The sequence below is a fragment of the Bradyrhizobium barranii subsp. apii genome (assembly GCF_011516635.5).
Classification (GTDB): Bacteria; Pseudomonadota; Alphaproteobacteria; order Rhizobiales; family Xanthobacteraceae; genus Bradyrhizobium; species Bradyrhizobium barranii.
This window is the reverse complement of sequence record NZ_CP096255.1, coordinates 5303651-5326260: the sequence shown is the minus strand read 5'-3', so window position 1 is coordinate 5326260 and position 22610 is coordinate 5303651. Positions and strand designations below refer to the sequence as shown.

The window sequence follows — 22610 nt, the reverse complement described above, 5'->3', positions numbered from 1 at the left end:
GAGTCGGGGGAGTGGGGTGATTGCCGCATGCCTCTAGCACGGCAGGCCCGCAAAAAAAGGGGTTTCCCCGGATTGTGGGAAACAGCATTTTGCTGCACTGCACTTGAAAGATTTGCAGAACTGTCTAAACTGTAGGCATGACGCTTGACTGCACAAGAATTGTGCGCAAGATAGGTCATGGCAGGCGCGATGAGGCCCTGCCTACGCAACGAGACCCCTGTGACCGGCTCGGCAGTATCAGGCTCTAAGCCGTTGAAAATTGGCGATATCGAGGTCGCCACCCCGGTCTTCCTGGCGCCGATGTCGGGGGTCACCGACTCGCCCGTCCGCCGGCTCGCCGCCGAGCTCGGGGCCGGTCTGGTCGTGTCCGAAATGACCGCCAGCGATGAGCTCGCGAATGGCCACAAGATGTCACGGTTGCGCTGCGAAGCGACCGGGATCGGGCCTCATGTAGTCCAGCTCGCCGGCTGCGAGGCGCACTGGATGGCCGAAGGGGCCCGGATCGCCGAAGCCGGAGGCGCCGACATCATCGACATCAACATGGGCTGTCCGGCCCGGCATGTCACCGGCGGCCAGTCCGGCTCCGCCCTGATGCGCGATCTCGACCATGCCGTCAGCCTGATCGATGCGACGATCGCGGCGGTGAAGGTGCCGGTGACGCTGAAGATGCGGCTCGGCTGGGACGATCACACCCGCAACGCGCCGGAATTGGCGCGGCGTGCGGAAGCCGCCGGCATTGAGCTCGTCACCGTGCACGGCCGCACCCGCTGCCAGTTCTACAAGGGCGAGGCCGATTGGGATGCGATCCGCGCGGTGCGCGAAGCGATCTCCATTCCGCTTGTCGTCAATGGCGACATCACCACTTACGAGAAGGCGCTCGCGGCGTTGGAGGCCTCCGGCGCCGATGCCGTGATGATCGGCCGCGGCGCGCAGGGGCAGCCCTGGTTGCCCGGCGAGGTCGGCCGCCGCCTGAAGGGCGGGGCGGTCGAAGCCGCGCCGTCGCTCGAGACCCAGCTGCATTATGTCCGCACGCTCTATGAGGGCGTCTGCGCGCTCTACGGCCTGCGGATCGGCCTCCGGCACGCGCGAAAACATCTCGGCTGGGCGCTCGACGTCGCGGCCGATGTGAGCCGTGCGCCGGCCGAGAAGCTGAAAGCCTGGCGCCAGAAGATCCTCACCTCCGAGGATCCGCGCCTCGTCCACCAGTCGCTGCAAGATGCCTTCGACGATTTCGCATGGAGCGCTGCTGCATGAGCTCAGTTGCTGACCATCGCCGGCCGCTTCCGTCCGAGAGCGACGCGATCCTGGATGCGCTGCCCAATCCCGTGCTCATGATCGGGCCGGACGGCAAGATCGTCGCCGCCAACATCGCGACCGAAGCCTTCTTCGACATCTCGACGCAGTTCCTGAAACGGCAGTCGCTGAAAGAGCTGGTGCCGTTCGGGAGCCCCTTGCTAGCGCTGATCGACCAGGTTCGTTCGTCGAACTCGCCGGTCAACGAATACAAGGTCGATCTGGGCACGCCGCGCATGGGCGGCGACCGCCAGGTGGATCTGCATGTCGCCCCGCTGACGGAACGGCCCGGCCATATCGTGGTGATGCTCCAGGAGCGCTCCATCGCCGACAAGATGGACCGCCAGCTCACCCATCGCAGCGCCGCGCGCTCGGTGATCGCGCTGGCCGCCATGCTGGCGCATGAGATCAAGAATCCGCTCTCCGGCATCCGCGGCGCCGCGCAGCTGCTGGAGCAGCAGGCCTCGTCCGAGGACCGCATGCTGACGCGGCTGATCTGCGACGAGGCCGACCGCATCGTGACGCTGGTCGACCGCATGGAGGTGTTCGGCGACGAGCGCCCCGTGGTGCGCGGTCCCGTCAACATCCATTCCGTGCTCGATCACGTGAAGCGACTGGCGCAGTCGGGCTTTGCCCGCAACATCCGCTTCATCGAGGATTATGATCCCTCGCTGCCGCCGGTCCTGGCGAACCAGGATCAGCTCGTCCAGGTGTTCCTCAACCTCGTGAAGAACGCCGCCGAAGCGCTGATCGACGTCCCCGACGCCGAGATCCAGCTCACCACCGCGTTCCGTCCCGGCGTGCGCCTGTCAGTCCCCGGTCAAAAATCCCGTGTATCCCTGCCGCTCGAGTTCTGCGTGAAGGACAACGGACCAGGCGTGCCGGACGATCTTCTGCCCAACCTGTTCGATCCCTTCGTGACCACCAAGCAGACCGGCTCGGGTCTTGGCCTGGCGCTGGTCGCAAAGATCATCGGAGATCACGGGGGCATCATCGAATGCGAGACTCAGCCGCGCAAGACCACCTTCCGCGTGCTGATGCCGATGTATTCCACATCGGTCAAACATGCCGATCAAAGCAGCCGCGACGGCTCTGCCGGGAAGTCGTCGTCTGCGTCACAGGGGGCGAAATGAGGATTAACGATGCCCGCAGGTAGCATTCTCGTTGCTGATGACGACACCGCCATCCGCACGGTTCTCAATCAGGCGCTATCCCGCGCCGGCTACGAGGTCAGGCTGACCGGCAATGCCGCAACGCTATGGCGCTGGGTCAGCCAGGGGGAGGGCGATCTCGTCATCACCGACGTGGTGATGCCCGACGAGAACGCCTTCGACCTGCTGCCGCGGATCAAGAAGATGCGGCCCAATCTGCCCGTCATCGTCATGAGCGCGCAGAACACGTTCATGACCGCGATCCGCGCCTCCGAACGCGGGGCGTACGAATATCTGCCAAAGCCCTTCGACCTGAAGGAACTGATCGCCATCGTCGGCCGTGCGCTGGCCGAGCCGAAGGAACGGGTCTCGACGCCGGACGAGGACGCCGAGATGGAGGCGATCCCGCTGGTCGGCCGCTCGCCGGCGATGCAGGAAATCTACCGCGTGCTGGCGCGTCTGATGCAGACCGACCTCACCGTGATGATCACGGGCGAGTCCGGTACCGGCAAGGAGCTGGTGGCGCGCGCGCTGCACGATTACGGCAAGCGCCGCAACGGCCCGTTCGTCGCGGTCAACATGGCGGCGATCCCGCGTGACCTCATCGAGTCCGAACTGTTCGGCCACGAGCGCGGCGCCTTCACCGGCGCCAACACCCGCGCCTCGGGTCGGTTCGAGCAGGCCGAGGGCGGCACGCTGTTCCTGGACGAGATCGGCGACATGCCGATGGAGGCGCAGACCCGCCTGCTGCGCGTGCTCCAGCAGGGCGAATACACCACCGTCGGCGGCCGCACCCCGATCAAGACCGACGTGCGGATCGTCGCGGCGTCCAACAAGGACCTGCGCGTCCTGATCCAGCAGGGCCTGTTCCGCGAGGATCTGTTCTTCCGCCTCAACGTCGTGCCGCTGCGGCTGCCCCCCTTGCGCGAGCGCATCGAAGACCTGCCGGACCTCGTGCGGCACTTCTTCACACTGGCCGAGAAGGACGGTCTGCCGCCGAAGAAGCTCGATGCGCTGGCGCTGGAGCGGATGAAGCAGCACCGCTGGCCCGGCAACGTGCGCGAGCTCGAGAACCTCGCCCGGCGCCTCGCCGCGCTCTATCCGCAGGACGTGATCACCGGCTCCGTCATCCACGGCGAGCTGGCGCCGCCCACGGTCAGCCCGGGTGCCGCTGTCCAGCAGGGCGTCGACAATCTCGGCGGCGCCGTGGAGGCCTATCTGTCCTCGCACTTCCAGGGCTTCCCGAACGGCGTGCCGCCGCCGGGCCTCTATCACCGTATCCTCAAAGAGATCGAGGTGCCGCTGCTCACGGCCGCGCTCGCCGCCACCCGCGGCAACCAGATCCGCGCCGCCGATTTGCTCGGCCTCAACCGCAACACGCTGCGGAAGAAGATCCGGGACCTCGATATCCAGGTGTATCGGAGCGGGGGCTAGTTTTCCGAACGGACGGTGGCTCAGCTCCCCCCTACCAAAGCGGAGCTGAGCCTTCCGGATCGCGCTGGCCGTTGTGGCTAACGCGGTGAGCAAAAGTCCGAATCAGGCCGAAACGTTCCGCTGGAACGTATGAATTGTTATTCAACCGCCGAGCGCTGCGTCGCGCTCATCTGATCAGCCGCGCCGAGACCGACTGGGCGCTGGCGACGTTCGCCAGCGGCTGCTGCACCCCGAGACCATTGACCAGGAGGTCGGCGGCTACGATCAGCAGCAGCACGGCCGACACCATCATCGCGAGAAAGAACCTGTCCATGGCGGTCAAGCCGTAGGGGCGGGAATCCGTTCCCGCAAGCGAGGTTTGCCAGAACAGCGGCCTGTGGATGCGCCGGTCCGTCGCGGCGAGGGCGCCGCGGAATTGTCGCAATTCGGCAACAATGTGGTACGAATACATCAGTATCCGCCCGCCGCGGACCCCGTTTTCAGCACCATTGCCGGAATGACCAGCGCAGACACCTCGGCCGCACACTTCGACACGGCCCCAGCGGAAGAGCCCCGGCGTTGGTCGGTGCGACGCTGGCTGGCACCCCTTGCCGTGGCGATGGCGTTGCTGTCGGCCCTCCTGACCTTCCTGGTCCTGACCGGTCTCACGCGGATCGAGCCGACGCCGGAGGTGGTCCGCTCGTTCTATCTGATCAATGCGGCCACGATCCTGCTGCTGGTCGGCATCATCGTCCGCGAGCTCTGGCAGCTGATCCTGGCGCGTCGGCGGGGCCGGGCGGCGGCACGCCTCCATGTCCAGATCGTCAGCCTGTTCTCGATCGTCGCGGTGCTGCCGGCGGTGCTGGTCGCCGTCGTCGCCAACGTCACCATCGAGCGCGGCCTCGACCGGCTGTTCTCCGGCCCGACCAAGGAGGTGATCCAGAATTCGCTGACGATCGCGCGGGCCTACATGCAAGACCACGCGCAGCTGATCCGCGGCGACATTCTCGGCATGGCCAATGACATCGCGCACGCCCGGCCGCTCTACGACCAGGACCGCCGCTCGTTCCGCGAGCTGCTGACCGCCAGCGCCGGCTCCCGCAACCTGCCGGGCGCGATGATCATCGACAAGAACACCAATATCCTGGAATCGGCGGACACCGGCATGCGGCTAGCCTATTCGCCGCCGGCGCCGGACTTCCTCAGCAACGTCAACGAATCCGAGCCCGAGATCGCGGTGCTCCCGGATGCGAGCTTCGTCGCCGCGGTGATCCGCCTGCGCGCCTTCAGCGACACCTTCCTTTATGTCGCGCGACCGCTCGATCCGAACGTCGTCAACCAGCTCAAGCAGACCGAGGTCAGCGTCGCCGAATACGCTCAGATCGAGTCGCGCCGGCTCGGCATCCAGGTCGCCTTCGCGCTGATGTTCGCGGTGATCGCGCTGACCATCCTGATGGCCTCGGTGCTGATCGGCCTCAACTTCGCCAACTCGCTGGTGGCCCCGATCCGGCGGCTGATGAACGCCGCCCACACGGTCTCGACCGGCGACCTCCATGTGAAGGTGCCCGTGCATCAGTCGGAAGGTGACCTCGCCCAGCTGGGTGAGACCTTCAACAAGATGACACAGGAATTGCGCAGCCAGCGTGACGAACTCGTCAACGCCAGCGATCTCATCGACAGCCGCCGCCGCTTCATCGAGGCCGTGCTGTCTTCGGCGAGCGCCGGCATCATCGGCGTCGACAATTCGGGCAGCGTCGGCATCCTCAACCGCTCTGCCGAGAAGCTGATCGGGCACTCCGAAGCGGAGACGCTCGGCCATCCGCTCTCCGACGTGCTGCCCGAGCTCGAGGAGATGATGAAGACGGCGCGGGAAGGGACCCAGCGCCTGGTGCAGGGCCAGATCACGATCACGCGCGACGGCACCGAGCGCAACCTGTCGGTCCGCGTCAGCGCCGAGAAGACCAGCCAGCCGCACGACAGCTACATCATCACGCTCGACGACATCACCGAGCTGGTCTCGGCGCAGCGCACCTCGGCCTGGGGCGACGTCGCGCGCCGCATCGCGCATGAGATCAAGAATCCGCTGACGCCGATCCAGCTCTCGGCCGAGCGCATCCGCCGCAAGTTCGGCAAGGACATCACCGAGACCAAGGACAAGCAGATCTTCGAGCAGTGCACCGATACCATCGTGCGCCAGGTCGACGATATCCGCCGCATGGTCGACGAGTTCTCGCGTTTCGCACGGATGCCGAAGCCGGTGATGGAGGGCGAGGACGTCGCCGACACCGTGCGGCAGGCGGTGTTCCTGATGAAGGTCGCCCATCCCGAGATCGATATCGAGGCCGAATTCAAGGAAGATCCGCTGCGCGCGCAGTTCGACCGGCGGCTGATCTCGCAGGCGGTCACCAACATCGTCAAGAACGCCACCGAGGCGGTCGAGCAGGTGCCGCCGGAGGAGCTCGGCAAGGATTACGGCAAGGGCCGCATCGACGTCGTGGTCTCGCGCGAGGGCGAGGACGTGCTGATCGACGTCATCGACAACGGCATCGGCCTGCCCAAGGTCGCGCGCTCGCGCCTCCTCGAGCCTTATGTGACGACGCGGGCCAAGGGCACCGGCCTTGGCCTGGCGATCGTCGGCCGCGTGCTCGAAGACCATGGCGGGCGTATCGAGCTGAAGGACGCTTCCGATTTCCGCGAGGGCCAGCGCGGCGCGTGGATGCGGATGCGTTTTGCGATCTCCGGTGCCCCCGCGAAGAGCGAGGGGGCCGTGCAGGCATCGTTGGCCGCAAACGCGGTCACGGACATCGCCAAGCCGCCCGAAACAAAACCGCCGGCCGCCGAAACCAAAGAGCCGGCTGAAATGACCAATGATTCAACGAAGATCGAAGCCTCAACAGGCATCTGACAAGACAGGCGCGAACCATGGCAAGTGAAATTCTGATTGTCGATGATGAGGCCGATATTCGCGATCTCGTCGCGGGCATTCTCGAAGACGAGGGCTTCGTGACCCGGACCGCTCGCGACAGCGATACGGCGCTCGCCGAGATCGCCAATCGCAGGCCGCACCTGGTGTTTCTCGACATCTGGCTCCAGGGCTCCAAGCTCGACGGCTTGCAGCTGCTGGAGCAGGTCAAGAAGGACAATGCCGATCTGCCGGTCGTGATGATCTCCGGCCACGGCAATATCGAGACCGCGGTCGCCGCGATCAAGCGCGGCGCCTACGACTTCATCGAGAAGCCGTTCAAGGCCGACCGGCTGATCCTGGTCGCGAACAGAGCGCTGGAGAACTCGCGACTCAAGCGCGAGGTCAAGGAGCTGAAGCAGCTCGCGCCGAGCGCAAGCTCGCTCGTCGGCCGCTCGCCGAGCATGAACCAGCTGCGCCAGACCATCGATCGCGCGGCCAAGGCCAACAGCCGCATCCTGATCGTCGGCCCGGCCGGCGCGGGCAAGGAGCTGACCGCGCGCACGCTGCATACGGCCTCGGGCCGCGCCGATGGTCCGTTCGTCGTGATCAATGCCGCCGCGATCACGCCGGAGCGCATGGAGCACGAGATGTTCGGTGTCGAGCAATCTAACGGCGAGCAGGCGCGCAAGCCCGGTGCGCTCGAGGAAGCCCATGGCGGCACGCTGTTCATCGACGAGATCGCGGACATGCCGCGCGAGACCCAGAACAAGATTTTGCGCGTGCTGGTCGAGCAGTCGTTCCAGCGCGTCGGCGGCACCGGCAAGGTGCAGGTCGACGTCCGCATCATCTCCTCCACGGCGCGAAATCTCGAAGAGGAGATCGCTGCCGGTCATTTCCGCGAAGACCTCTATCATCGGCTCTCGGTGGTGCCGATCCGCGTGCCCGCGCTCTCGGAGCGGCGCGAGGACATTCCGGAATTGATCGACTATTTCATGGAGCAGATCTCGGCCGGCAGCGGCCTGCCCAAGCGGCAGATCGGGCAGGACGCGATGGCGGTGCTGCAATCGCATGTGTGGCCGGGCAACGTGCGCCAGCTCCGCAACAACGTTGAGAGAGTCATGATTCTGGCCGCGGGCGGACCGGAGGTGATCATCACCGCCGACATGCTGCCGCAGGACGTCGGCTCGATGGTGCCGGCGATGCCGACCAGCAACAATGGCGAGCACATCATGGGGCTGCCGCTGCGCGAAGCGCGCGAAGTGTTCGAGCGCGACTATTTGATTGCACAGATCAGCCGTTTTTCAGGAAATATTTCTCGCACAGCTGAGTTTGTTGGCATGGAACGTTCGGCGTTGCACCGGAAGCTGAAGGCGCTCGGTGTCGGCTGACACCGCGACGTCGCGGCCGCACCTCAGGGATTAGCGAGGAAAATCATCGATTTCCGTAGTTTTTCGGGGCATTTGGGCGTGGCCTGCCGCGTGAAGCGGCTTGCCTAATAACCCGTCCTGTCCTCTAATCGAACCGCTGTTCCTCCGAGGGGGATCTCATGAGGAATAGCAACCGGAAGAGGCCCCGAATGTCACAAAGAGGGCCGCAACCGGCGCAATAAAAAGAAACTCAAAGCGAGAAAAAAACAATGGCGGCAGACCGCGCACAAAACCTACAGGACACCTTCCTCAATCACGTTCGCAAAACCAAGACGCCACTGACGATCTTTCTGGTCAACGGAGTGAAGCTCCAGGGCATCGTGACCTGGTTCGACAATTTCTGTTTGCTGCTTCGGCGCGACGGTCACTCGCAGCTTGTCTACAAGCATGCGATCTCGACCATCATGCCGGGCGCTCCGATCCAGTTGTTCGAAGGCGGCGAGGATCAGCCGGCTTGAGAGTGATCTGATTGGAACCCCGGAATTTCGACGGGGAGGCCGACCGTCCGCGGTCGGCAGGGGCGAAGCAGACGGGGCGGGTGCTTGTCATCGGCCCCTACTTGCGTGTGCGCGCGGGCGGTACCGACACGCAATCGGAAAGCCATGTTCAGCGTGACGCGGAGGCCCGGCTTGATGAGGCCGCCGGCCTCGCGCGGGCGATCGACCTCGTCATTGCCGACGCCATCATCGCGCCGATCAGCCAGATCCGCCCCGCGACCTATATCGGCAAGGGCAAGGTCGAGGAGATCGCCGCGCTGGCCAAGAGCCTCGACGTCGAGCTCGTGGTGATGGATTGCGCGCTGGCGCCGATCCAGCAGCGCAATCTCGAGAAGGAATTGCACGCCAAGGTGCTCGACCGCACCGGGCTCATCCTGGAAATCTTCGGCCGCCGCGCCAAGACCAAGGAAGGCTCGCTCCAGGTCGAGCTTGCGCATCTCAACTACCAGCGCTCGCGCCTCGTTCGCTCCTGGACCCATCTGGAACGCCAGCGTGGCGGCTTCGGCTTCATGGGCGGTCCCGGCGAGACGCAGATCGAAGCCGATCGCCGCCTGATCCAGGAGCGCATCTCGAAACTCGAGGGCGAGCTGAAGAAGGTGCAGGCGACGCGGCGGCTGCATCGCGCCGGCCGTCAGCGTGTGCCGTATCGCGTCGTCGCGCTGGTCGGCTACACCAATGCCGGCAAGTCGACGCTGTTCAACCGCCTGACGCGCGCAGACGTCCAGGCCGCCGACATGTTGTTTGCAACACTCGATCCGACCCTGCGCGCGCTCACTTTGCCGCATGGCGGCAAGGCAATGCTGTCCGACACCGTCGGCTTCATCTCCAACCTGCCGACCCAGCTCGTCGCGGCCTTCCGCGCTACGCTGGAAGAGGTGCTGGAGGCCGACGTCATCCTGCATGTGCGCGACATCTCGCACGAGGATGCCGAGGCCCAGCAGAGTGACGTCGACGCGGTGCTGCGCCAGCTCGGCATCAACCCCGACGATTCCGGCCGCATCATCGAGGTCTGGAACAAGATCGACCGTTACGAGCCTGACAAGCGCGAAGAGCTCTTGAACATCGCCGCGCGCCGGCCGGAGGATCACCCGGCGATGCTGGTGTCGGCCGTGTCAGGCGAGGGGATCGACGCGCTGCTCGCCGCGATCGAGGAACGGCTCGCCGCAAAGCGCACCACGCTCGATCTCTCCATCGACGCCGCCGACGGTGCCGGGATCAGCTGGCTGCACAGGAATTCCGAGGTGCTGGCGAAAGAGCTGCACGACGGCCGCTTCGACATGACGGTGCGGGTCGACGAGACCAAGCGGGATATCGTGGTGAACCGGTTCGATGCCGTGCCGCGCGTGGCGTGATCCGAAGGGCGCGGTGCGCCCGACCGGCCTGCGTGCGATATCGACCATATCCGCGTTTCTGGGTTGAGACGCGTAACGCTAGAATGGAATGGTCAGGCCCGGATTCTTCGCCTGCGCCTTGGTATAGGCGACGCCGTGGATCTTGATCCCGCGCTCGTCCAGCAGCGAAATGATGCCGCCCTGGTTCGACAACTCCATCGGCTTCTGCACGACGATTGCGAGCGTGCCGCCGGCCGCGATCTTCCCTGACAGGGCCATCTTGTTCTTCTGCTTGTCGGCCAGCATCCAGCCGGTGAGATCGATGGTAAGCGTAGCGCCGAGGCCCGTCTGATTGTTTGTGCGGAGTCTTGAGAGCACCGTTAGAAGAGTCATCTTCTGGAAGGGTGCTCACAATGGACGACCATTCTGACGACATAAGACGACCGTTGTCACCGCGTATTGAAGTGTTCGCTGGCGCAGGTCGAAAGCGCTGGCCGGATGATTTGAAGGCGCAGATTGCGGCGGAAAGCCTCGAACCGGGGGCGGTTGTAACAGACGTCGCTCGTCGCCATGGCTGCCGGCCCCAGCAGGTGCATGATTGGCGGCGCCGGGCGCGTTTGGGCCAGTTGGTATTGCCGGCGTCGGCGGACACGCTGTCGTTCGTGCCGGTGGTGTCGGAATTAGCGTTGCCTGCGGCCGCAGAGCCCTCCGGTTCGCCGGAAGCAGCCATTGTTACGGTTGAGTTCCAGGGCGCGCGCGTGGAGGTGCGCGGGGCGCCTGGCCTTGCTGCGTTGAGCGATGTGTTCATTGCGCTGCGACGGACACGTTCATGCTGACGATGCCGGCGAGCCTCATGATCTACGTGGCGACGCAACCTGTGGACTTCAGGAAGGGTGCAGAGGGCTTGGCGCTGCTGGCGAAGGATACGCTGGGCCATGACCCGATGAAGGGCGTGGCGGTGGTGTTCCGTGCGAAGCGCGCCGATCGGGTGAAGATCGTCGTCTGGGATGGCAGCGGCCTTGTGATGTACTGGAAGCGGCTCGATGGCAGCGGCTTCAAATGGCCACCCATCGTGGCCGGTGTGATGCGGATGAATGGGGCCCAGCTGTCAGCACTGCTGGCCGGCATGGATTGGACGCGCATGCACGCGCCTCGGATCCCGCAGCCGAAAGCGCTTGCGTAAAAATGCAAATCATCGCTGCATCGTGACGCGAAGCATGGCAAGCTCGGGCCAATGAGTGATTTGCCTGATGAGCTACCGAGCGATCCAGCCGAGTTGCGTGCCTTTGCCGCGGCTCTGCTGGATCGCTGCGCCCGGCTCGAGCGGTTGCTCAAGCTTGCGAAAGATGCGCAGTTCGGTCGGTCCTCGGAAAAGCTGGACGCTGATCAGCTGCAGCTTGTTCTGGAGGATATCGATCAGGCCGTTGCGGCTCTCGAAGCCGCCGAGAATCGTGCCAATCCCAAAACAGGCGAGAAGAGAGCTGCCGCGCGCAGAGCCAACCGTGGTCAGCTGCCGGAGCATTTGCCGCGCGTCATCGAGACTATGATGCCGGCCGAGAGCTGCTGCCCGTCTTGTAAGGGCAACCTCTTCGAGATTGGTCAGGATGAGAGCCAGAGGCTCGACGTCGTTCCGGCGCAGTATCGCGTCATCATCACCCGCCGTCCCAAGCTGGCCTGCCGCGCCTGTCATGGCGTCGTCCTGCAGCACGCGGCTCCCGAGCGATTGATCAGGGGAGGATTGCCCACCGAGCGGCTGGTCGCGCATGTGATCGATGCCAAGTATCACTGGCATTTGCCGCTTTACCGCCAGGCGCAGATGCTGGCGACGCACGGAATAGCGCTGGATCGTTCCACGCTCGCCTTCTGGGTCGGCTATGCCGCCCAGGAATTGAAGCCCGTGTGGCATCGTCTGCGCCAGCTTCTGCTCGCCTCCTCGAAGCTCTGTGTCGATGAGACCCCGGCGCCGGTGCTGGATCCGGGGCGCGGCAGAACAAAAACCGGCTACTTCTGGGCGCTGTCACGCGATGACAGGCCTTGGGCCGGACCTGATCCGCCTGGGGTAGTCTATGCCTATGCACCGGGCCGCGGCGCCGTTCATGGCTTGCGGCTGCTGGAGGGCTATCGCGGCATCATCCACTGCGACGGCTATCAGGCTTACAAGACCATGACCCGAGAGACGCGTGCGGACGCCCTGTCCGGGACGCTCGCCTTCTGCTGGTCGCATCTGCGGCGCCAGTTTGTGAAGATCGAGCGGGAGGCTGCGCCTGCGCCAGCTCCGGTTGCCCGCGAGGCTCTTGAGCGCATCGCCCAGCTTTACGCGGTCGAGAAGGCCCTCCGCGGCCGATCTGCGGACGAGCGCCGTGCTGGCCGACAAGCGCATACCCGGCCTCTGGTTGCAGCCTTGAAGCAGTGGTTTGAGGCCAAGCTCGATCACCTTGCGCAGAAGAGCGACACGGCGAAGGCTTTGCGCTATGCACTACGTCATTGGGACGGCCTGACGCTCTATCTTGATGATGGGCGCATCGAAATGGACACGAATGCTGTCGAGCGTGCGATGCGACCGATCAAGCTCAACGCCAAGAACTCTCTTTTTGCCGGTTGCGACGAAGGCGCCGGGAATTGGGCATTGCTGGCTTCGCTCATTGAGACCTGTAAGCTCAATGGCGTCAGTGCCGAGCACTGGCTCGCTGACGTTCTCGCCAAGCTCGTCAATGGTTGGCCTGCAGCGCGACTGGACGAACTGCTTCCCTGGGCGTCGACCTATACGATGCATACACGCGATCCGAGGCTGGCGGCATGAGCCTGAACACGACCGCGGTCCGGATCAAGGTGACCCTCAAGGATGTGAAGCCGGAGGTGATGCGTCGCCTTGTCGTACCCGTCACCCTGCGCCTTGATCGGCTGCATCTGACGCTTCAGGAGGCATTCGGCTGGACGAACAGTCACCTCTTCGAGTTCTTTGCTGGTGAGGCACATTGGGGGATTCCCGACCCCGACAATGATTACGGTCACCAGCCCATGGATGCCCGCAAAGCGCGGCTGTGCGATATCGTTCGCGAGACCGGCGCCAAGACGATCCACTATCTCTATGACTTCGGCGACAGCTGGGACCATGTGATCAAGCTCGAAAAATGGTTCGAGAACACCACGACGGAGGGGCTTCCCTTCCTGCTCGAGGCCGCCGGTCGTTGTCCTCCGGAAGACGTCGGCGGTGCGCCAGGCTATGCCGAATACCTCGCCGCCATCAGCGACCCCGCCCATCCCGAGCACGGACACATGCGCCTCTGGGGCCCGGAGCGGTTCGATCCCAACGTCGTCGACCGGAAGGCACTCGAAGCCGCCGTCAACGCGTTGTCCGACACAAGGAAGCCGCGGCGACGCGCCACGCGAACAAAATAGGCGTCAAGCGCCATTCAAAAGGGCCGCAGAGCTACGCTTACGATCGATGTCGCGATCGGCCGTATTGAGCAGCGTGACGACTTCCCGCTCAGGCGTTTTCAAGGCATTGACGAGTGCTGCGATGATGCGCACGAGTCCGTCAGGCATTTGCCCGGTCGGAGGAGCGGTCGGATCTGGCGGCTGTGTCGGCGCGCCGAGATCGATGGGGTCACCGGTCTTGTCGTCGGTGTGCCAGGCCTGCGTCTGAAATTTGAGGAAGACCGCCGTCCATAGCTTCTGATCCGGGAATTCGAACACCAGCCCGCCGTCTTGCCATGGCCCGTTGTCGCCCGAGAATCGCCCGATTGGATTTCCCTGATTCATATGGATGTCGTGAATGCCGCGACCCGGCCGGAAGCCGAAATAATTGTCCGCTTTGGTTTCCGGCCCCCATGTCTCACCGAATGCGTAGATCATCGCGCTTTCGTTCGAGAGCGCGCGCTGGACGAACTGGTCGAGCTTCTCGTTGAGGTCATTGTCCGGTCCGGGCACGGACAGCGGCAGCGGGATCATCTCCTGGGGCTGCATCAGATTGCCGCGAATGAAGTCCAGCGCGATGCTGGCCGGCTTCGGCGGCTGCGGGTGCAGGCCCTCCGGCAACGCCGCGAGATGGTCGGTGATCGGATGGACAAAGTGCGATCGCACCAGGAACTCGACTTCGCTTCCGTCGGCTGACTGCACATTGACGGCGATGCGGAAATCCGCGTTGTCGGCCACGACATGGACTTGATAGTGCGGCGACTGGCCGGTGCCGAAACGCGATCGGGCGTCCCTTGAGGACCGAATAGTGCTTTAATGGCATCGCACTCACCTGAGGTGGGATTTCGGCTGCGCGGGCTCCGTTGCTCAACTTTAGACTGCTTGTCGTGACGGTTTCATGGCTTGACTGCGATCCGCCATGACCGCCTCGCTGCATTCGGGAAAAGATGCTGACCTATATCTCCTTCGCGACCGCTTCGATCCTTGCGGGTACACCGATGGAGCAGGCCACAACGCTAGCGGCGGGCCTGCGAGCGAGTCTCTGATACCGGTTTCCCCTCACTCTTCGCCGCGTTCCACAGCGCGTCCATCTCCGCCAGCGACGACTGCTCGAGCGTCCGCCCCTGCGCCTCAAGCGCGCGCTCGATGAAGGCGAAGCGCCGCTCGAACTTTGCATTCGTCGCGCGTAGCGCGGCTTCCGGATCGGCGTCGACGTGGCGGGCGAGATTGACGAGTGCGAACATCAGATCGCCGGTTTCCTCCGCCAGCCCCTCGCTGTCGTTGCGGTCGAGCGCCGCCTCGATCTCGTCGGCTTCTTCGCGGATTTTCGCCAGCACCGCGCGCGGGTCGTTCCAGTCGAAGCCGACGGTGGAGGCCTTGCGCTGGAGCTCCATCGCGCGCGTCAGCGCGGGCTGACCGGCCTTGACGCCCGAGAGTAACGACTTGTGCGTCGGCGTTTCCTCCGGCGGCCGGCGAGCCGCACGTTCGGCTTTCTCCTCGGCCTTGATGCGGTCCCAGACCTCCTTGACGTGGGAGGAGGCGAGGTTGCCGTCCTTGTCGGCGAAGACATGAGGGTGGCGCCGGATCATCTTGCGGGTGATGGCCTCCACGACGTCGCCGAAGGCAAAGGCATTCTGTTCTGAAGCCATCTGGGCGTGAAACACGACCTGGAGCAGGAGGTCACCGAGCTCCTCGCGCAGATCGTCGAGATCGCCGCGGCTGATGGCCTCGACCACCTCATAGGCCTCCTCGATCGTGTAGGGCGCGATCGTCGCGAAATTCTGCTCGAGGTCCCAGGGGCAGCCGGTCACCGGCGTGCGCAGCGCCGCCATGATCTCGATCAGACGGGAAATGTCGCGGGAAGGGGTCATTGCGGGGCAGTCTCCTGGCTCCAAAGCCTTATGCCAAAAGCGGCCCGCCGTTCCCAGCGCGGCGCGGCGGAACAGGCCGATTTCCACCGATTGGCGGCAGATTGGCGAGCCGCGCCCGCAGTGCTAAAGCGCGGGCCATGAGTGACGCATTTTCATCACAAACCGCCCTGGTGCTCTTTTCCGGCGGCCAGGATTCCACCACCTGCCTCGCCTGGGCGCTCAGCCGCTTTGCACGCGTGGAGACACTGGGTTTCGAGTATGGCCAGCGCCATGCCATCGAGCTCGCCTGCCGCGACCGGCTGTTCGACGGCATCAAGGGTCTGCGCGCAGACTGGGCCGCAAGGCTCGGCGAGAGCCACACGCTGTCGATCCCAACGCTGGCGGCCGTGTCCGAGACGGCGCTGACGCGCGACGTCGCCATCGCGATGGGCGCCGACGGCCTGCCGAACACGTTCGTGCCCGGCCGCAATCTGGTGTTCCTGACCTTCGCCGCGGCGCTCGCCTACCGGCGCGGTATCACCCACATCGTCGGCGGCATGTGCGAAACCGATTATTCCGGCTATCCCGATTGCCGCGACGACACCATCCGCGCCATGCAGGCCGCGCTCTCGCTCGGCATGGCCAGGCCATTCGAGCTGCATACGCCGCTGATGTGGATAGACAAGGCGGCGACGTGGAAGCTAGCCCATGACCTCGGCGGCGCAGGACTGGTCGATCTCATCCGCGAGCATTCGCACACCTGCTATCTCGGCGAGCGCGGCGCGCAGCATGAGTGGGGTTTCGGGTGCGGCGAGTGCCCGGCGTGCAGTTTGCGGGCGAAGGGATGGCGGGCGTTTGCGGCGGGGCGCAAATAGCGCTCCAATCTCCGCCGTCATCGCCCGCGAAAGCGGGCGATCCAGTATTCCAGAGAAGGTGCTTGAGCCGAGAAGCCGCGGCGTACTGGGTCGCCCGGTCAAGCCGGGCGACGACGGAGGAGAGAGCTTGCGCTCCTTCAACGCGTCATTGCGAGGAGCGAAGCGACGAAGCAATCCAGACTGTCACCGCGGAGAGATACTGGATTGCTTCGCTGCGCTCGCAATGACGGGGGAGCCAAGACCTACCGAAAATCCTCCGGCCGCAGCTCGATCGGCTTACCGTGCGGCGTACGATCCGCGGCGTGGTCCCAGGCGTCGCGGTAGCGGTGCAGCGTCTCCGCCGATGCGACGCCCTTGCTTGCAACCAAACCTTCCAGCGTGGCGAGCCAGTGCAGGTAATAGGTCTCGCCCGTGTCAGGGTCGCCGGCGGCTTGGGCGCGCTTGATCTCGGAGGCCAAGGCTGCGGCCCATTCCGGCCAGGTGAACACGCCGCGCTCGTGCAGCGTCAGCGCCATCGCAAACGCATGCGCTTCCCAGGGTGCGCGGAACACCGGGCCGTCGTCATCGCGCGGAATGCTCGGAATGGCCGCCGTCGCAGCGGCCGCAGCCGGGCTGCTCATCACGCCGGGTCCAGATAGGGTTCGAAGGCGTCGATCGACACCTTCAAGGTCGGATCACCGTCCGCGCCCCAGAGATCGCGGCCCTCGAACACCACCGTGTAAAGCCATTGCGGATTTTCGCCGAGCTCCATCGCCGCCGAATCCGGAAATACGTGGCAGCCGTGGTTCAGCTCGACGACACCGACGTGGCCGCGCACATAGCGCGGCAGCCGCGTATGCGTGGTCGGATGAATGTTCTTGGCGCGGACGCGATCGCCGATGTTGAATTTTGCCGGCGCCGGAGCAGGGCGGGCGAACTTGCCGCGCACCATGACGCGCTCGACATTGGCGAGGTCGAACTTGCCGTGCTTGAGCGCCTTTGCAGGCTGCATCGCGTGGCCGGCGGCGACCTCGTCCCGGGTGAGGTAGCCCTTCTCGACCAGCATCTCCTCGAGCCCGAGAAACCATTTCTTGTAGTAGGAGCTCGAGAGATAGACGTGCGGCGGCAGCGTCTCGCGATAGAAGCGCGAGGTGTCGATGTTGAACGCGCCGGCGGCGCCCATCGCGCGCACCATGGCGAGAACACGCGATTCCCACTCCTCGTGAAACATCGGCTCGTTCGGCTCGGCCTCGACCTTGCCGAACCCGTCCATGCCGCCCATGTCGTGCACGCCGTTCACGACGGCGCTCCAGGCGTCTTGGGAAAGCCGGTGCCGATCATGGAATCGCGCGTAACCAGCTCGGCAAGCTGCTCCTCACTCCAGCCTTCGGTGCCCGCGGGGCGCATCGGCAGCACCAGGAAGCGGGTCTCGGCCGTCGAATCCCAGACACGGATTTCCATGTCCTTGGGCAGCGTGACGTCGAAATCGGCGAGCACGCCGCGCGGGTCCTTCACCGCGCGCGAGCGGTAGGGCGCAGCCTTGTACCAGACCGGCGGCAGCCCCAGCATCTCCCAAGGGTAGCAGGAGCACAGCGTGCACACGACCATGTTGTGTCGCTCTGGCGTATTCTCGACCACGACGAGATGGTCGCCGACGCGGCTGACATGGCCGAGCGTGCCGATGGCCTTCGAGCCATCCTCCAGCAGCGCCTTCTTGAACGCAGGATCGGTCCAGGCCTTGGCGACGACGCGCGCGCCGTTGTGCGGTCCGATCCTGGTCTCATAGGCCTGGATGATGGCGTCGAGCGCGGCCGGCTCGACATAGCCTTTTTCTGTCAAGATCGTCTCGAGCGCGCGCACGCGCAGCTCGGTCTCCGACAGCTCGGAGTGGTCGTGATGATGGTCGTGATCGTGGCTCATGGCGCAAAGATAGGCGCAATGGTCCCTGCCTGTCGAGTATGCGCTGGGGCGCAACCGGGTCCCATATTCGTGAGGCCGGATGTAGGCTAGCCTCGCAGCAAAGCGGATTGGGAGACATTGGTGACGAACTTCGTGACGATCGAGAAGGGCCTCGGACCGGAGGGGCGGATTGCGGTGGTGCGGTTCGACCGCGGCGACGGCATCAACGCGCTCTCGCCGGAGGCGCTACGCCAGCTCACCGCGGCCGCGCGCAGCTTCGAGGATGATGCCGCAACGTCCGTCGTGGTTCTGACGGGCAGCACCAGCGCCTTCAGCGCCGGCTTCGACCTCAAGGATGCCGAGGGCCGCTCGCGCAAGGACATGGATCTCGGCACGCTGCGGCGGCATCTCAAGCTCGGGCCGCGTCTGACCCATGCCTGGCATGAGATGGAGCAGATCACGATCGCGGCCATCGAGGGTTTTTGCGTCGGCGGCGGCGTCGCACTGGCCGTGGCGCTCGACTTCCGCGTGATGGGGCACGACGCGCATCTGCGCGTGCCCGAGATCGGGCTCGGCATGAACATGAGCTGGCAGAGCATCCCGCGCATGCTGCATCTGATCGGGCCGGCCCGCACCAAGCAGGCGGTGATCCTGGCCGACCAGCGCATCAGCGCTGATGAGGCCTATGAATGGGGCCTGGTGGAGCAGGTGGCCGATCCCGGCCATGCGTTCGATGCCGCCATGGAGCTTGCCCGGAAGGTCGCCGCGCAGCCGCCGCTCTCGGTCGCCATGACCAAGCTGACCGTCAACCGGCTGGCACATGCGCTGGACGATCTCGCCAGCCACATGGACGTCGACCAGTTCGCGCTGGCGAGTCTCACCGAAGACCACAAGGAGGGCATCGAGGCGTTCCTGACCCGCCGCAAGCCGCGCTTCAAGGGGCGGTAGCAAGGGGCGGTAGAACGTGAAGTCAGGCCATTGATCGCGCCGCGGACAGTCCGTATACGCCGCGCTAGGACAAAAACGGCTCGGCCAACGGGCGGTACAATGCGACGACAATCGAGGGGGGAGGGCCCATGGCCGCTAGCTCGCAGACGCCTCAGGCAAAAGGGTTTAGCTGGAAGCTGATCGCGCCGCTCGTGGTGTGGCTGGCCATCTATCTATGGCCGGTGCCGACCGGTCTCAACGCCAATCAATGGCACTATTTTGCCGTGTTCGCGGCCGTCATAACCGGGCTCATCCTGGAATCGATGCCGGTCGGCGCGGTCGGGTTCATCGGGCTGACGGTCGCGGGCGTCGCCGGCTATATCGATCCCGATCCCGGCAAATCGCTGCGCTGGATGCTGGCGGGATTTGCCGAGAGCACGGTGTGGCTGATCGTTGGCGCCTTCGTATTCTCGATCGGTTATCGCAAGAGCCAGCTCGGCCGCCGTATCGCGCTGGTGCTGGTGCAGAAGCTCGGCCGCAACACGCTCGGTCTCGGCTATGCGGTCGCGATGTCGGACTTCCTGCTGGCACCAGCGACGCCATCCAACACCGCGCGCAGCGGCGGCATCGTCTATCCCATCATCAGCAACATCCCGCGCATCTACGGCTCCGAGCCCGGGCCGACCGCCGGCAAGATCGGCACCTATGTGATGTGGACGGCGTTTGCGGCAACCGCGATCACCAGCTCGCTGTTCTTCACCGCGCTCGCGCCCAATGCGGCCGCGCTTGCGATCGCCAAGAGGACCGCCGGCGTCGAGGTGAGCTGGGCGCAGTGGTTCGTCGGCTTTGCGCCGCTCGGCATCCTCCTGATGATCCTCGTGCCGCTGCTAAGCTATGTGGTCTGCCGTCCCGAGGTGAAGCACAGCCCGGAGATCTCCGAATGGGCGGCCAGGGAGGTCAGCGAGATGGGCCCGATGTCGCGCAACGAGTGGATCATGCTGGCTCTGATCATCCTCGCGATGTTCCTGTGGATCGCGGGCTCGAGCCCGGACATCCACGTGCCGCTGCTCGGCTCGAACTTCGTCAACGCCACCACCGTCGTGTTCATCGTGATCTCGCTGATGCTGGTGACGGGTGTGATCGAATTCGCCGACATCGTCAGCGAGAAGAGCGCCTGGGAGGTGTTCTTCTATTTCACCTCGCTGCTGACGCTGGCCTCGGGCCTCAACGAGATCGGCTTCATCAAATGGTTCGCGACCGAATACGCCAAACCGCTCGCGGGGCTGTCGCCGTCGACCGCGATGATCCTGCTGGTCGCGCTGTTCTTCTGGATCCACTACTTCTTCTCGAGCATCACCTCGCATGCCGCAGCCGTGCTGCCGGTGGTGCTCGCGGTCGGATCGGGCATTCCCGGCCTGCCGGTCACGACGCTCGCCATGCTCTGCATGTATTCGCTCGGCCTGATGGGCGTGATCTCGCCTTACGCGACGGGACCCGCGCCGATGTATTTCGGCAGCGGCTACATCGGGAAGGGCCAGTTCTGGGGCTTTGGGCTGCTGTTCGGGCTGCTCTATTTCGCGGGACTTCTGCTGATCGTGCTGCCCTGGTTGCAGATCAGTTGAGCGGGGCCGGAAGCTCATACCCCCGGCAGACGAATTTTCTTCGCCGGGGTGGGATTAGGAAAACTTCGTCCAACTCCCTGCAAATATCTGACATTGCAAGGAAGACCCGAAAAGGCGATGGTGTGTGCTGCAGTGCAGCGTGTTCCACCCGAACCCTCGCCGCGATTTCACTCTCCGTCGCTTGACGCGACCGGTTCCCGCATGCCCCACGGGGGCAGCAGGAACTGTTGTGCATGAAGGCCGCCTCCATGAACGCCCACCAATCGCTCGCGATCGGACAGAAGATCGAAACGCTTGAAGCGATTTCACCTGCCGCCCGGAACGCTGACGCGATGGTCCGTTTCGAGGGCATCTCGAAGATCTATCCGGCCTATCGCGGCAAGCCCGGCGTCAACGCGCTGCAAGACATCGACTTCGCGATTGCGCGCGGCTCGATCACTGGCGTCATCGGCCGCTCCGGCGCCGGCAAGTCGAGCCTGGTCCGGCTCATCAACGGGCTGGAGAAGCCGACCACGGGCCGCGTGATCGTCGACAACAGCGATATCTCGGCGCTGGCAGGCCGCGAATTGCGGCTGGCGCAGCGCTCGATCGGGATGATCTTCCAGCATTTCAACCTGCTGTCGTCGCGCACGGCGGCCGACAACATCGCGCTGCCGCTGGAGATCGCCGGCTGGGCCAAGGCCGACATCAGGGCCCGCGTCGCCGAGCTGCTGGCGCTGGTCGGCATCGCCGACAAGCACGACCGCTATCCTTCCGAACTCTCGGGCGGCCAGAAGCAGCGCGTCGGCATTGCCCGTGCGCTGGCGACGCGGCCGAGCGTGCTGCTGTCGGACGAGGCGACCTCGGCGCTCGACCCGCAAACCACGCGCGCGATCCTCGATCTGCTCGCCAACATCAATCGCGAGCTGGGCGTGACCATCGTGCTGATCACCCACGAAATGTCCGTGGTGCGCCAGCTTGCCAAGGAAGTGGTCGTGCTCGACGCCGGCCACATCGTCGAGAGCGGCCATGTCGCCGACATCTTCACTCATCCCAAACATCCGATCACGCAGTCTTTCCTCGCCGAAGTCATCGGCGACAGCCTGCCGGTGTCGCTTGCGAGCCGGATCGTGGCGGAGCCGTCCGCGGGCGGGCAGGCCGTGATCCGCGTCCAGGTGCGCGGGGCAGGGGCCGGCGACACGCTGGTGGCGCGGCTCGCCCGCGAGCTCGGTCTCGACGTCTCGCTGCTGTCGGCCCGCATCGACGAGATCGGTGGCCAGCATGTGGGCTCGCTGGTGCTCGGCATTCCCGGCAGCGAGGACACGGCGACGCGGACGCTCGCCTGGCTCTCTCAATATCAATTCTCGGCGGAGCGTCTCGGCTATGTCGCCTGAACTCATTAACCTGATCATCCAGGCCACCGGCGAAAGCCTGTACATGGTCGGCATCGCGGCACTGCTCGGCACCGCCTTCGGCCTGCCGCTCGGCGTGTTCCTCGCGACCAGCCGGAAAGGCGAGCTGTTCGCGGCGCCCACCATCAATCGCGTGCTCGGCATGGTCGTCAATGCGACGCGCTCCACGCCCTTCATCATCCTGGTTGTCGCCATCATCCCGTTCACCCGGCTCATTGCCGGCACCTCGATCGGATCGACTGCCGCGATCGTGCCGCTGGTCGTCGCATCGACGCCGTTTATCGCGCGCCTGGTCGAAGCTGCGATCCGCGAGGTCGATGGCGGCCTGATCGAAACCGCGTCCTCGTTCGGGGCATCACCGATCCAGATCGTTCTCAAGGTACTGATCCCCGAAGCGTTGCCCGGCTTGCTCCTGGCGCTGACGCTCGCGGTGGTCAGCCTGCTCGGCTACTCGGCCATGGTCGGCGGCGGCGGGCTCGGCGATCTCGGCATCCGCTACGGCTATCAGCGCTTCATGCCGGAAATGATGCTGGCCGTCGTGGTCGTTCTGATCGCGCTGGTGCAACTCGTCCAGAGCGCGGGCGATTATCTCGCACGCCGGGTCAACCGCCGGCTGCGGCAACGCTGAACCAC

23 protein-coding genes are annotated in these 22610 nt (G+C 64.8%); 16 read left to right on the top strand and 7 right to left on the bottom strand.

The window, feature by feature from the left end:
- Nucleotides 1-252: 252 nt before the first annotated feature.
- From dusB to ntrC, 3 genes are read left to right on the top strand one after another with little or no spacing between them, the layout of a single operon-like run.
- Nucleotides 253-1254, top strand: coding sequence for a tRNA dihydrouridine synthase DusB (gene dusB / locus HAP41_RS25315; RefSeq protein ID WP_175618410.1), 1002 nt, complete (start codon nt 253-255; stop codon nt 1252-1254).
- Entirely contained in the window at nt 1251-2426 is a 1176-nt protein-coding gene (locus tag HAP41_RS25310) for a two-component system sensor histidine kinase NtrB (protein WP_166096544.1), read from the top strand. The genes dusB and HAP41_RS25310 overlap by 4 nt, the downstream gene beginning before the upstream one ends.
- Before the next feature lie 9 nt (nt 2427-2435).
- Entirely contained in the window at nt 2436-3878 is a 1443-nt protein-coding gene (ntrC, locus tag HAP41_RS25305; protein ID WP_166096545.1) for a nitrogen regulation protein NR(I), read from the top strand.
- A 166-nt stretch (nt 3879-4044) separates the two neighbouring features.
- On the opposite strand, the gene HAP41_RS25300 is transcribed toward ntrC, so the two are convergent.
- Nucleotides 4045-4329: a histidine kinase gene (locus HAP41_RS25300; RefSeq protein WP_166096546.1), complete on the bottom strand. Its 285-nt coding sequence runs from the start codon at nt 4327-4329 to the stop codon at nt 4045-4047.
- Nucleotides 4330-4374: 45 nt separating this feature from the next.
- Between HAP41_RS25300 and HAP41_RS25295 the strand changes: the two genes are divergently transcribed.
- From HAP41_RS25295 to hflX, 4 genes are all read left to right on the top strand, one after another.
- The gene (locus tag HAP41_RS25295) at nt 4375-6762 is read left to right on the top strand and encodes a sensor histidine kinase (RefSeq protein WP_166096547.1); all 2388 of its coding nucleotides are present in this window, start codon (nt 4375-4377) and stop codon (nt 6760-6762) included.
- Between the two features lie 17 nt (nt 6763-6779).
- Nucleotides 6780-8150, top strand: coding sequence for a nitrogen assimilation response regulator NtrX (ntrX, locus tag HAP41_RS25290; protein ID WP_071914044.1), 1371 nt, complete (start codon nt 6780-6782; stop codon nt 8148-8150).
- A 248-nt stretch (nt 8151-8398) separates the two neighbouring features.
- Nucleotides 8399-8647, top strand: coding sequence for an RNA chaperone Hfq (hfq, locus tag HAP41_RS25285; protein ID WP_007591126.1), 249 nt, complete (start codon nt 8399-8401; stop codon nt 8645-8647).
- 11 nt (nt 8648-8658) lie between these two features.
- Nucleotides 8659-10038, top strand: a complete 1380-nt coding sequence (hflX, locus tag HAP41_RS25280) for a GTPase HflX (RefSeq protein WP_166096548.1) — start codon at nt 8659-8661, stop codon at nt 10036-10038.
- A 78-nt stretch (nt 10039-10116) separates the two neighbouring features.
- Here the strand turns inward: hflX and HAP41_RS25275 are convergent, their stop codons facing one another.
- On the bottom strand, nt 10117-10395 hold the full coding sequence (locus tag HAP41_RS25275) for a hypothetical protein (protein ID WP_175618081.1): 279 nt from the start codon (nt 10393-10395) through the stop codon (nt 10117-10119).
- Nucleotides 10396-10430: 35 nt separating this feature from the next.
- On the opposite strand from HAP41_RS25275, the gene tnpA reads away from it, so the two are divergent.
- The 4 genes from tnpA to HAP41_RS25255 are packed head-to-tail and all read left to right on the top strand — an operon-like array spanning nt 10431 to nt 13416.
- The gene (gene tnpA / locus HAP41_RS25270; protein WP_166055731.1) at nt 10431-10853 is read left to right on the top strand and encodes an IS66-like element accessory protein TnpA; all 423 of its coding nucleotides are present in this window, start codon (nt 10431-10433) and stop codon (nt 10851-10853) included.
- Complete coding sequence (gene tnpB, locus HAP41_RS25265) at nt 10847-11200, top strand: IS66 family insertion sequence element accessory protein TnpB (protein ID WP_166065968.1); 354 nt, start codon at nt 10847-10849, stop codon at nt 11198-11200. Before tnpA ends, tnpB begins: the two co-directional genes overlap by 7 nt.
- Nucleotides 11201-11251: 51 nt before the next feature.
- The gene (tnpC, locus tag HAP41_RS25260) at nt 11252-12817 is read left to right on the top strand and encodes an IS66 family transposase (protein WP_166055670.1); all 1566 of its coding nucleotides are present in this window, start codon (nt 11252-11254) and stop codon (nt 12815-12817) included.
- The gene (locus HAP41_RS25255) at nt 12814-13416 is read left to right on the top strand and encodes a plasmid pRiA4b ORF-3 family protein (protein WP_166055583.1); all 603 of its coding nucleotides are present in this window, start codon (nt 12814-12816) and stop codon (nt 13414-13416) included. Before tnpC ends, HAP41_RS25255 begins: the two co-directional genes overlap by 4 nt.
- A 3-nt stretch (nt 13417-13419) precedes the next feature.
- Here the strand turns inward: HAP41_RS25255 and HAP41_RS25250 are convergent, their stop codons facing one another.
- Entirely contained in the window at nt 13420-14172 is a 753-nt protein-coding gene (locus tag HAP41_RS25250; protein ID WP_248577114.1) for a YukJ family protein, read from the bottom strand.
- 278 nt (nt 14173-14450) lie between these two features.
- Nucleotides 14451-15305: a nucleoside triphosphate pyrophosphohydrolase gene (gene mazG, locus HAP41_RS25245; protein ID WP_166096549.1), complete on the bottom strand. Its 855-nt coding sequence runs from the start codon at nt 15303-15305 to the stop codon at nt 14451-14453.
- A 137-nt stretch (nt 15306-15442) separates the two neighbouring features.
- On the opposite strand from mazG, the gene queC reads away from it, so the two are divergent.
- Nucleotides 15443-16159, top strand: coding sequence for a 7-cyano-7-deazaguanine synthase QueC (gene queC / locus HAP41_RS25240; RefSeq protein ID WP_166096550.1), 717 nt, complete (start codon nt 15443-15445; stop codon nt 16157-16159).
- A 242-nt stretch (nt 16160-16401) separates the two neighbouring features.
- On the opposite strand, the gene HAP41_RS25235 is transcribed toward queC, so the two are convergent.
- The 3 genes from HAP41_RS25235 to nthA are packed head-to-tail and all read right to left on the bottom strand — an operon-like array spanning nt 16402 to nt 18058.
- Nucleotides 16402-16779: a nitrile hydratase accessory protein gene (locus tag HAP41_RS25235; RefSeq protein ID WP_063983314.1), complete on the bottom strand. Its 378-nt coding sequence runs from the start codon at nt 16777-16779 to the stop codon at nt 16402-16404.
- Nucleotides 16779-17438 carry a nitrile hydratase subunit beta gene (gene nthB, locus HAP41_RS25230; protein ID WP_166096551.1) on the bottom strand — a complete coding sequence of 220 codons (660 nt, stop codon included), beginning with the start codon at nt 17436-17438 and terminating at the stop codon, nt 16779-16781. Before nthB ends, HAP41_RS25235 begins: the two co-directional genes overlap by 1 nt.
- Nucleotides 17435-18058, bottom strand: coding sequence for a nitrile hydratase subunit alpha (gene nthA, locus HAP41_RS25225; protein ID WP_063983312.1), 624 nt, complete (start codon nt 18056-18058; stop codon nt 17435-17437). The genes nthB and nthA overlap by 4 nt, the downstream gene beginning before the upstream one ends.
- 120 nt (nt 18059-18178) lie before the next feature.
- Between nthA and HAP41_RS25220 the strand changes: the two genes are divergently transcribed.
- The 4 genes from HAP41_RS25220 to HAP41_RS25205 all read left to right on the top strand — a co-directional run bounded on the left by HAP41_RS25220 (nt 18179) and on the right by HAP41_RS25205 (nt 22605).
- Complete coding sequence (locus HAP41_RS25220; protein WP_063986375.1) at nt 18179-18985, top strand: enoyl-CoA hydratase/isomerase family protein; 807 nt, start codon at nt 18179-18181, stop codon at nt 18983-18985.
- A 128-nt stretch (nt 18986-19113) separates the two neighbouring features.
- Nucleotides 19114-20586 carry a DASS family sodium-coupled anion symporter gene (locus tag HAP41_RS25215; RefSeq protein WP_063983311.1) on the top strand — a complete coding sequence of 491 codons (1473 nt, stop codon included), beginning with the start codon at nt 19114-19116 and terminating at the stop codon, nt 20584-20586.
- A 233-nt stretch (nt 20587-20819) separates the two neighbouring features.
- Nucleotides 20820-21959 carry a methionine ABC transporter ATP-binding protein gene (locus tag HAP41_RS25210; RefSeq protein ID WP_175618083.1) on the top strand — a complete coding sequence of 380 codons (1140 nt, stop codon included), beginning with the start codon at nt 20820-20822 and terminating at the stop codon, nt 21957-21959.
- Complete coding sequence (locus HAP41_RS25205) at nt 21949-22605, top strand: methionine ABC transporter permease (RefSeq protein ID WP_166096553.1); 657 nt, start codon at nt 21949-21951, stop codon at nt 22603-22605. The genes HAP41_RS25210 and HAP41_RS25205 overlap by 11 nt, the downstream gene beginning before the upstream one ends.
- Nucleotides 22606-22610: the final 5 nt, after the last annotated feature.

Bases quoted from the DNA above. Each gene is read 5' to 3' on its own strand.
- HAP41_RS25310 (WP_166096544.1), top strand. From the start codon at position 1,251: ATGAGCTCAGTTGCTGACCATCGCCGGCCGCTTCCGTCCGAGAGCGAC.
- ntrC (WP_166096545.1), top strand. From the start codon at position 2,436: ATGCCCGCAGGTAGCATTCTCGTTGCTGATGACGACACCGCCATCCGC.
- HAP41_RS25300 (WP_166096546.1), bottom strand. From the start codon at position 4,329: ATGTATTCGTACCACATTGTTGCCGAATTGCGACAATTCCGCGGCGCC.
- HAP41_RS25295 (WP_166096547.1), top strand. From the start codon at position 4,375: ATGACCAGCGCAGACACCTCGGCCGCACACTTCGACACGGCCCCAGCG.
- ntrX (WP_071914044.1), top strand. From the start codon at position 6,780: ATGGCAAGTGAAATTCTGATTGTCGATGATGAGGCCGATATTCGCGAT.
- hfq (WP_007591126.1), top strand. From the start codon at position 8,399: ATGGCGGCAGACCGCGCACAAAACCTACAGGACACCTTCCTCAATCAC.
- tnpA (WP_166055731.1), top strand. From the start codon at position 10,431: ATGGACGACCATTCTGACGACATAAGACGACCGTTGTCACCGCGTATT.
- tnpB (WP_166065968.1), top strand. From the start codon at position 10,847: ATGCTGACGATGCCGGCGAGCCTCATGATCTACGTGGCGACGCAACCT.
- tnpC (WP_166055670.1), top strand. From the start codon at position 11,252: ATGAGTGATTTGCCTGATGAGCTACCGAGCGATCCAGCCGAGTTGCGT.
- HAP41_RS25255 (WP_166055583.1), top strand. From the start codon at position 12,814: ATGAGCCTGAACACGACCGCGGTCCGGATCAAGGTGACCCTCAAGGAT.
- mazG (WP_166096549.1), bottom strand. From the start codon at position 15,305: ATGACCCCTTCCCGCGACATTTCCCGTCTGATCGAGATCATGGCGGCG.
- queC (WP_166096550.1), top strand. From the start codon at position 15,443: ATGAGTGACGCATTTTCATCACAAACCGCCCTGGTGCTCTTTTCCGGC.
- HAP41_RS25235 (WP_063983314.1), bottom strand. From the start codon at position 16,779: ATGAGCAGCCCGGCTGCGGCCGCTGCGACGGCGGCCATTCCGAGCATT.
- nthA (WP_063983312.1), bottom strand. From the start codon at position 18,058: ATGAGCCACGATCACGACCATCATCACGACCACTCCGAGCTGTCGGAG.
- HAP41_RS25215 (WP_063983311.1), top strand. From the start codon at position 19,114: ATGGCCGCTAGCTCGCAGACGCCTCAGGCAAAAGGGTTTAGCTGGAAG.
- HAP41_RS25210 (WP_175618083.1), top strand. From the start codon at position 20,820: ATGAAGGCCGCCTCCATGAACGCCCACCAATCGCTCGCGATCGGACAG.
- HAP41_RS25205 (WP_166096553.1), top strand. From the start codon at position 21,949: ATGTCGCCTGAACTCATTAACCTGATCATCCAGGCCACCGGCGAAAGC.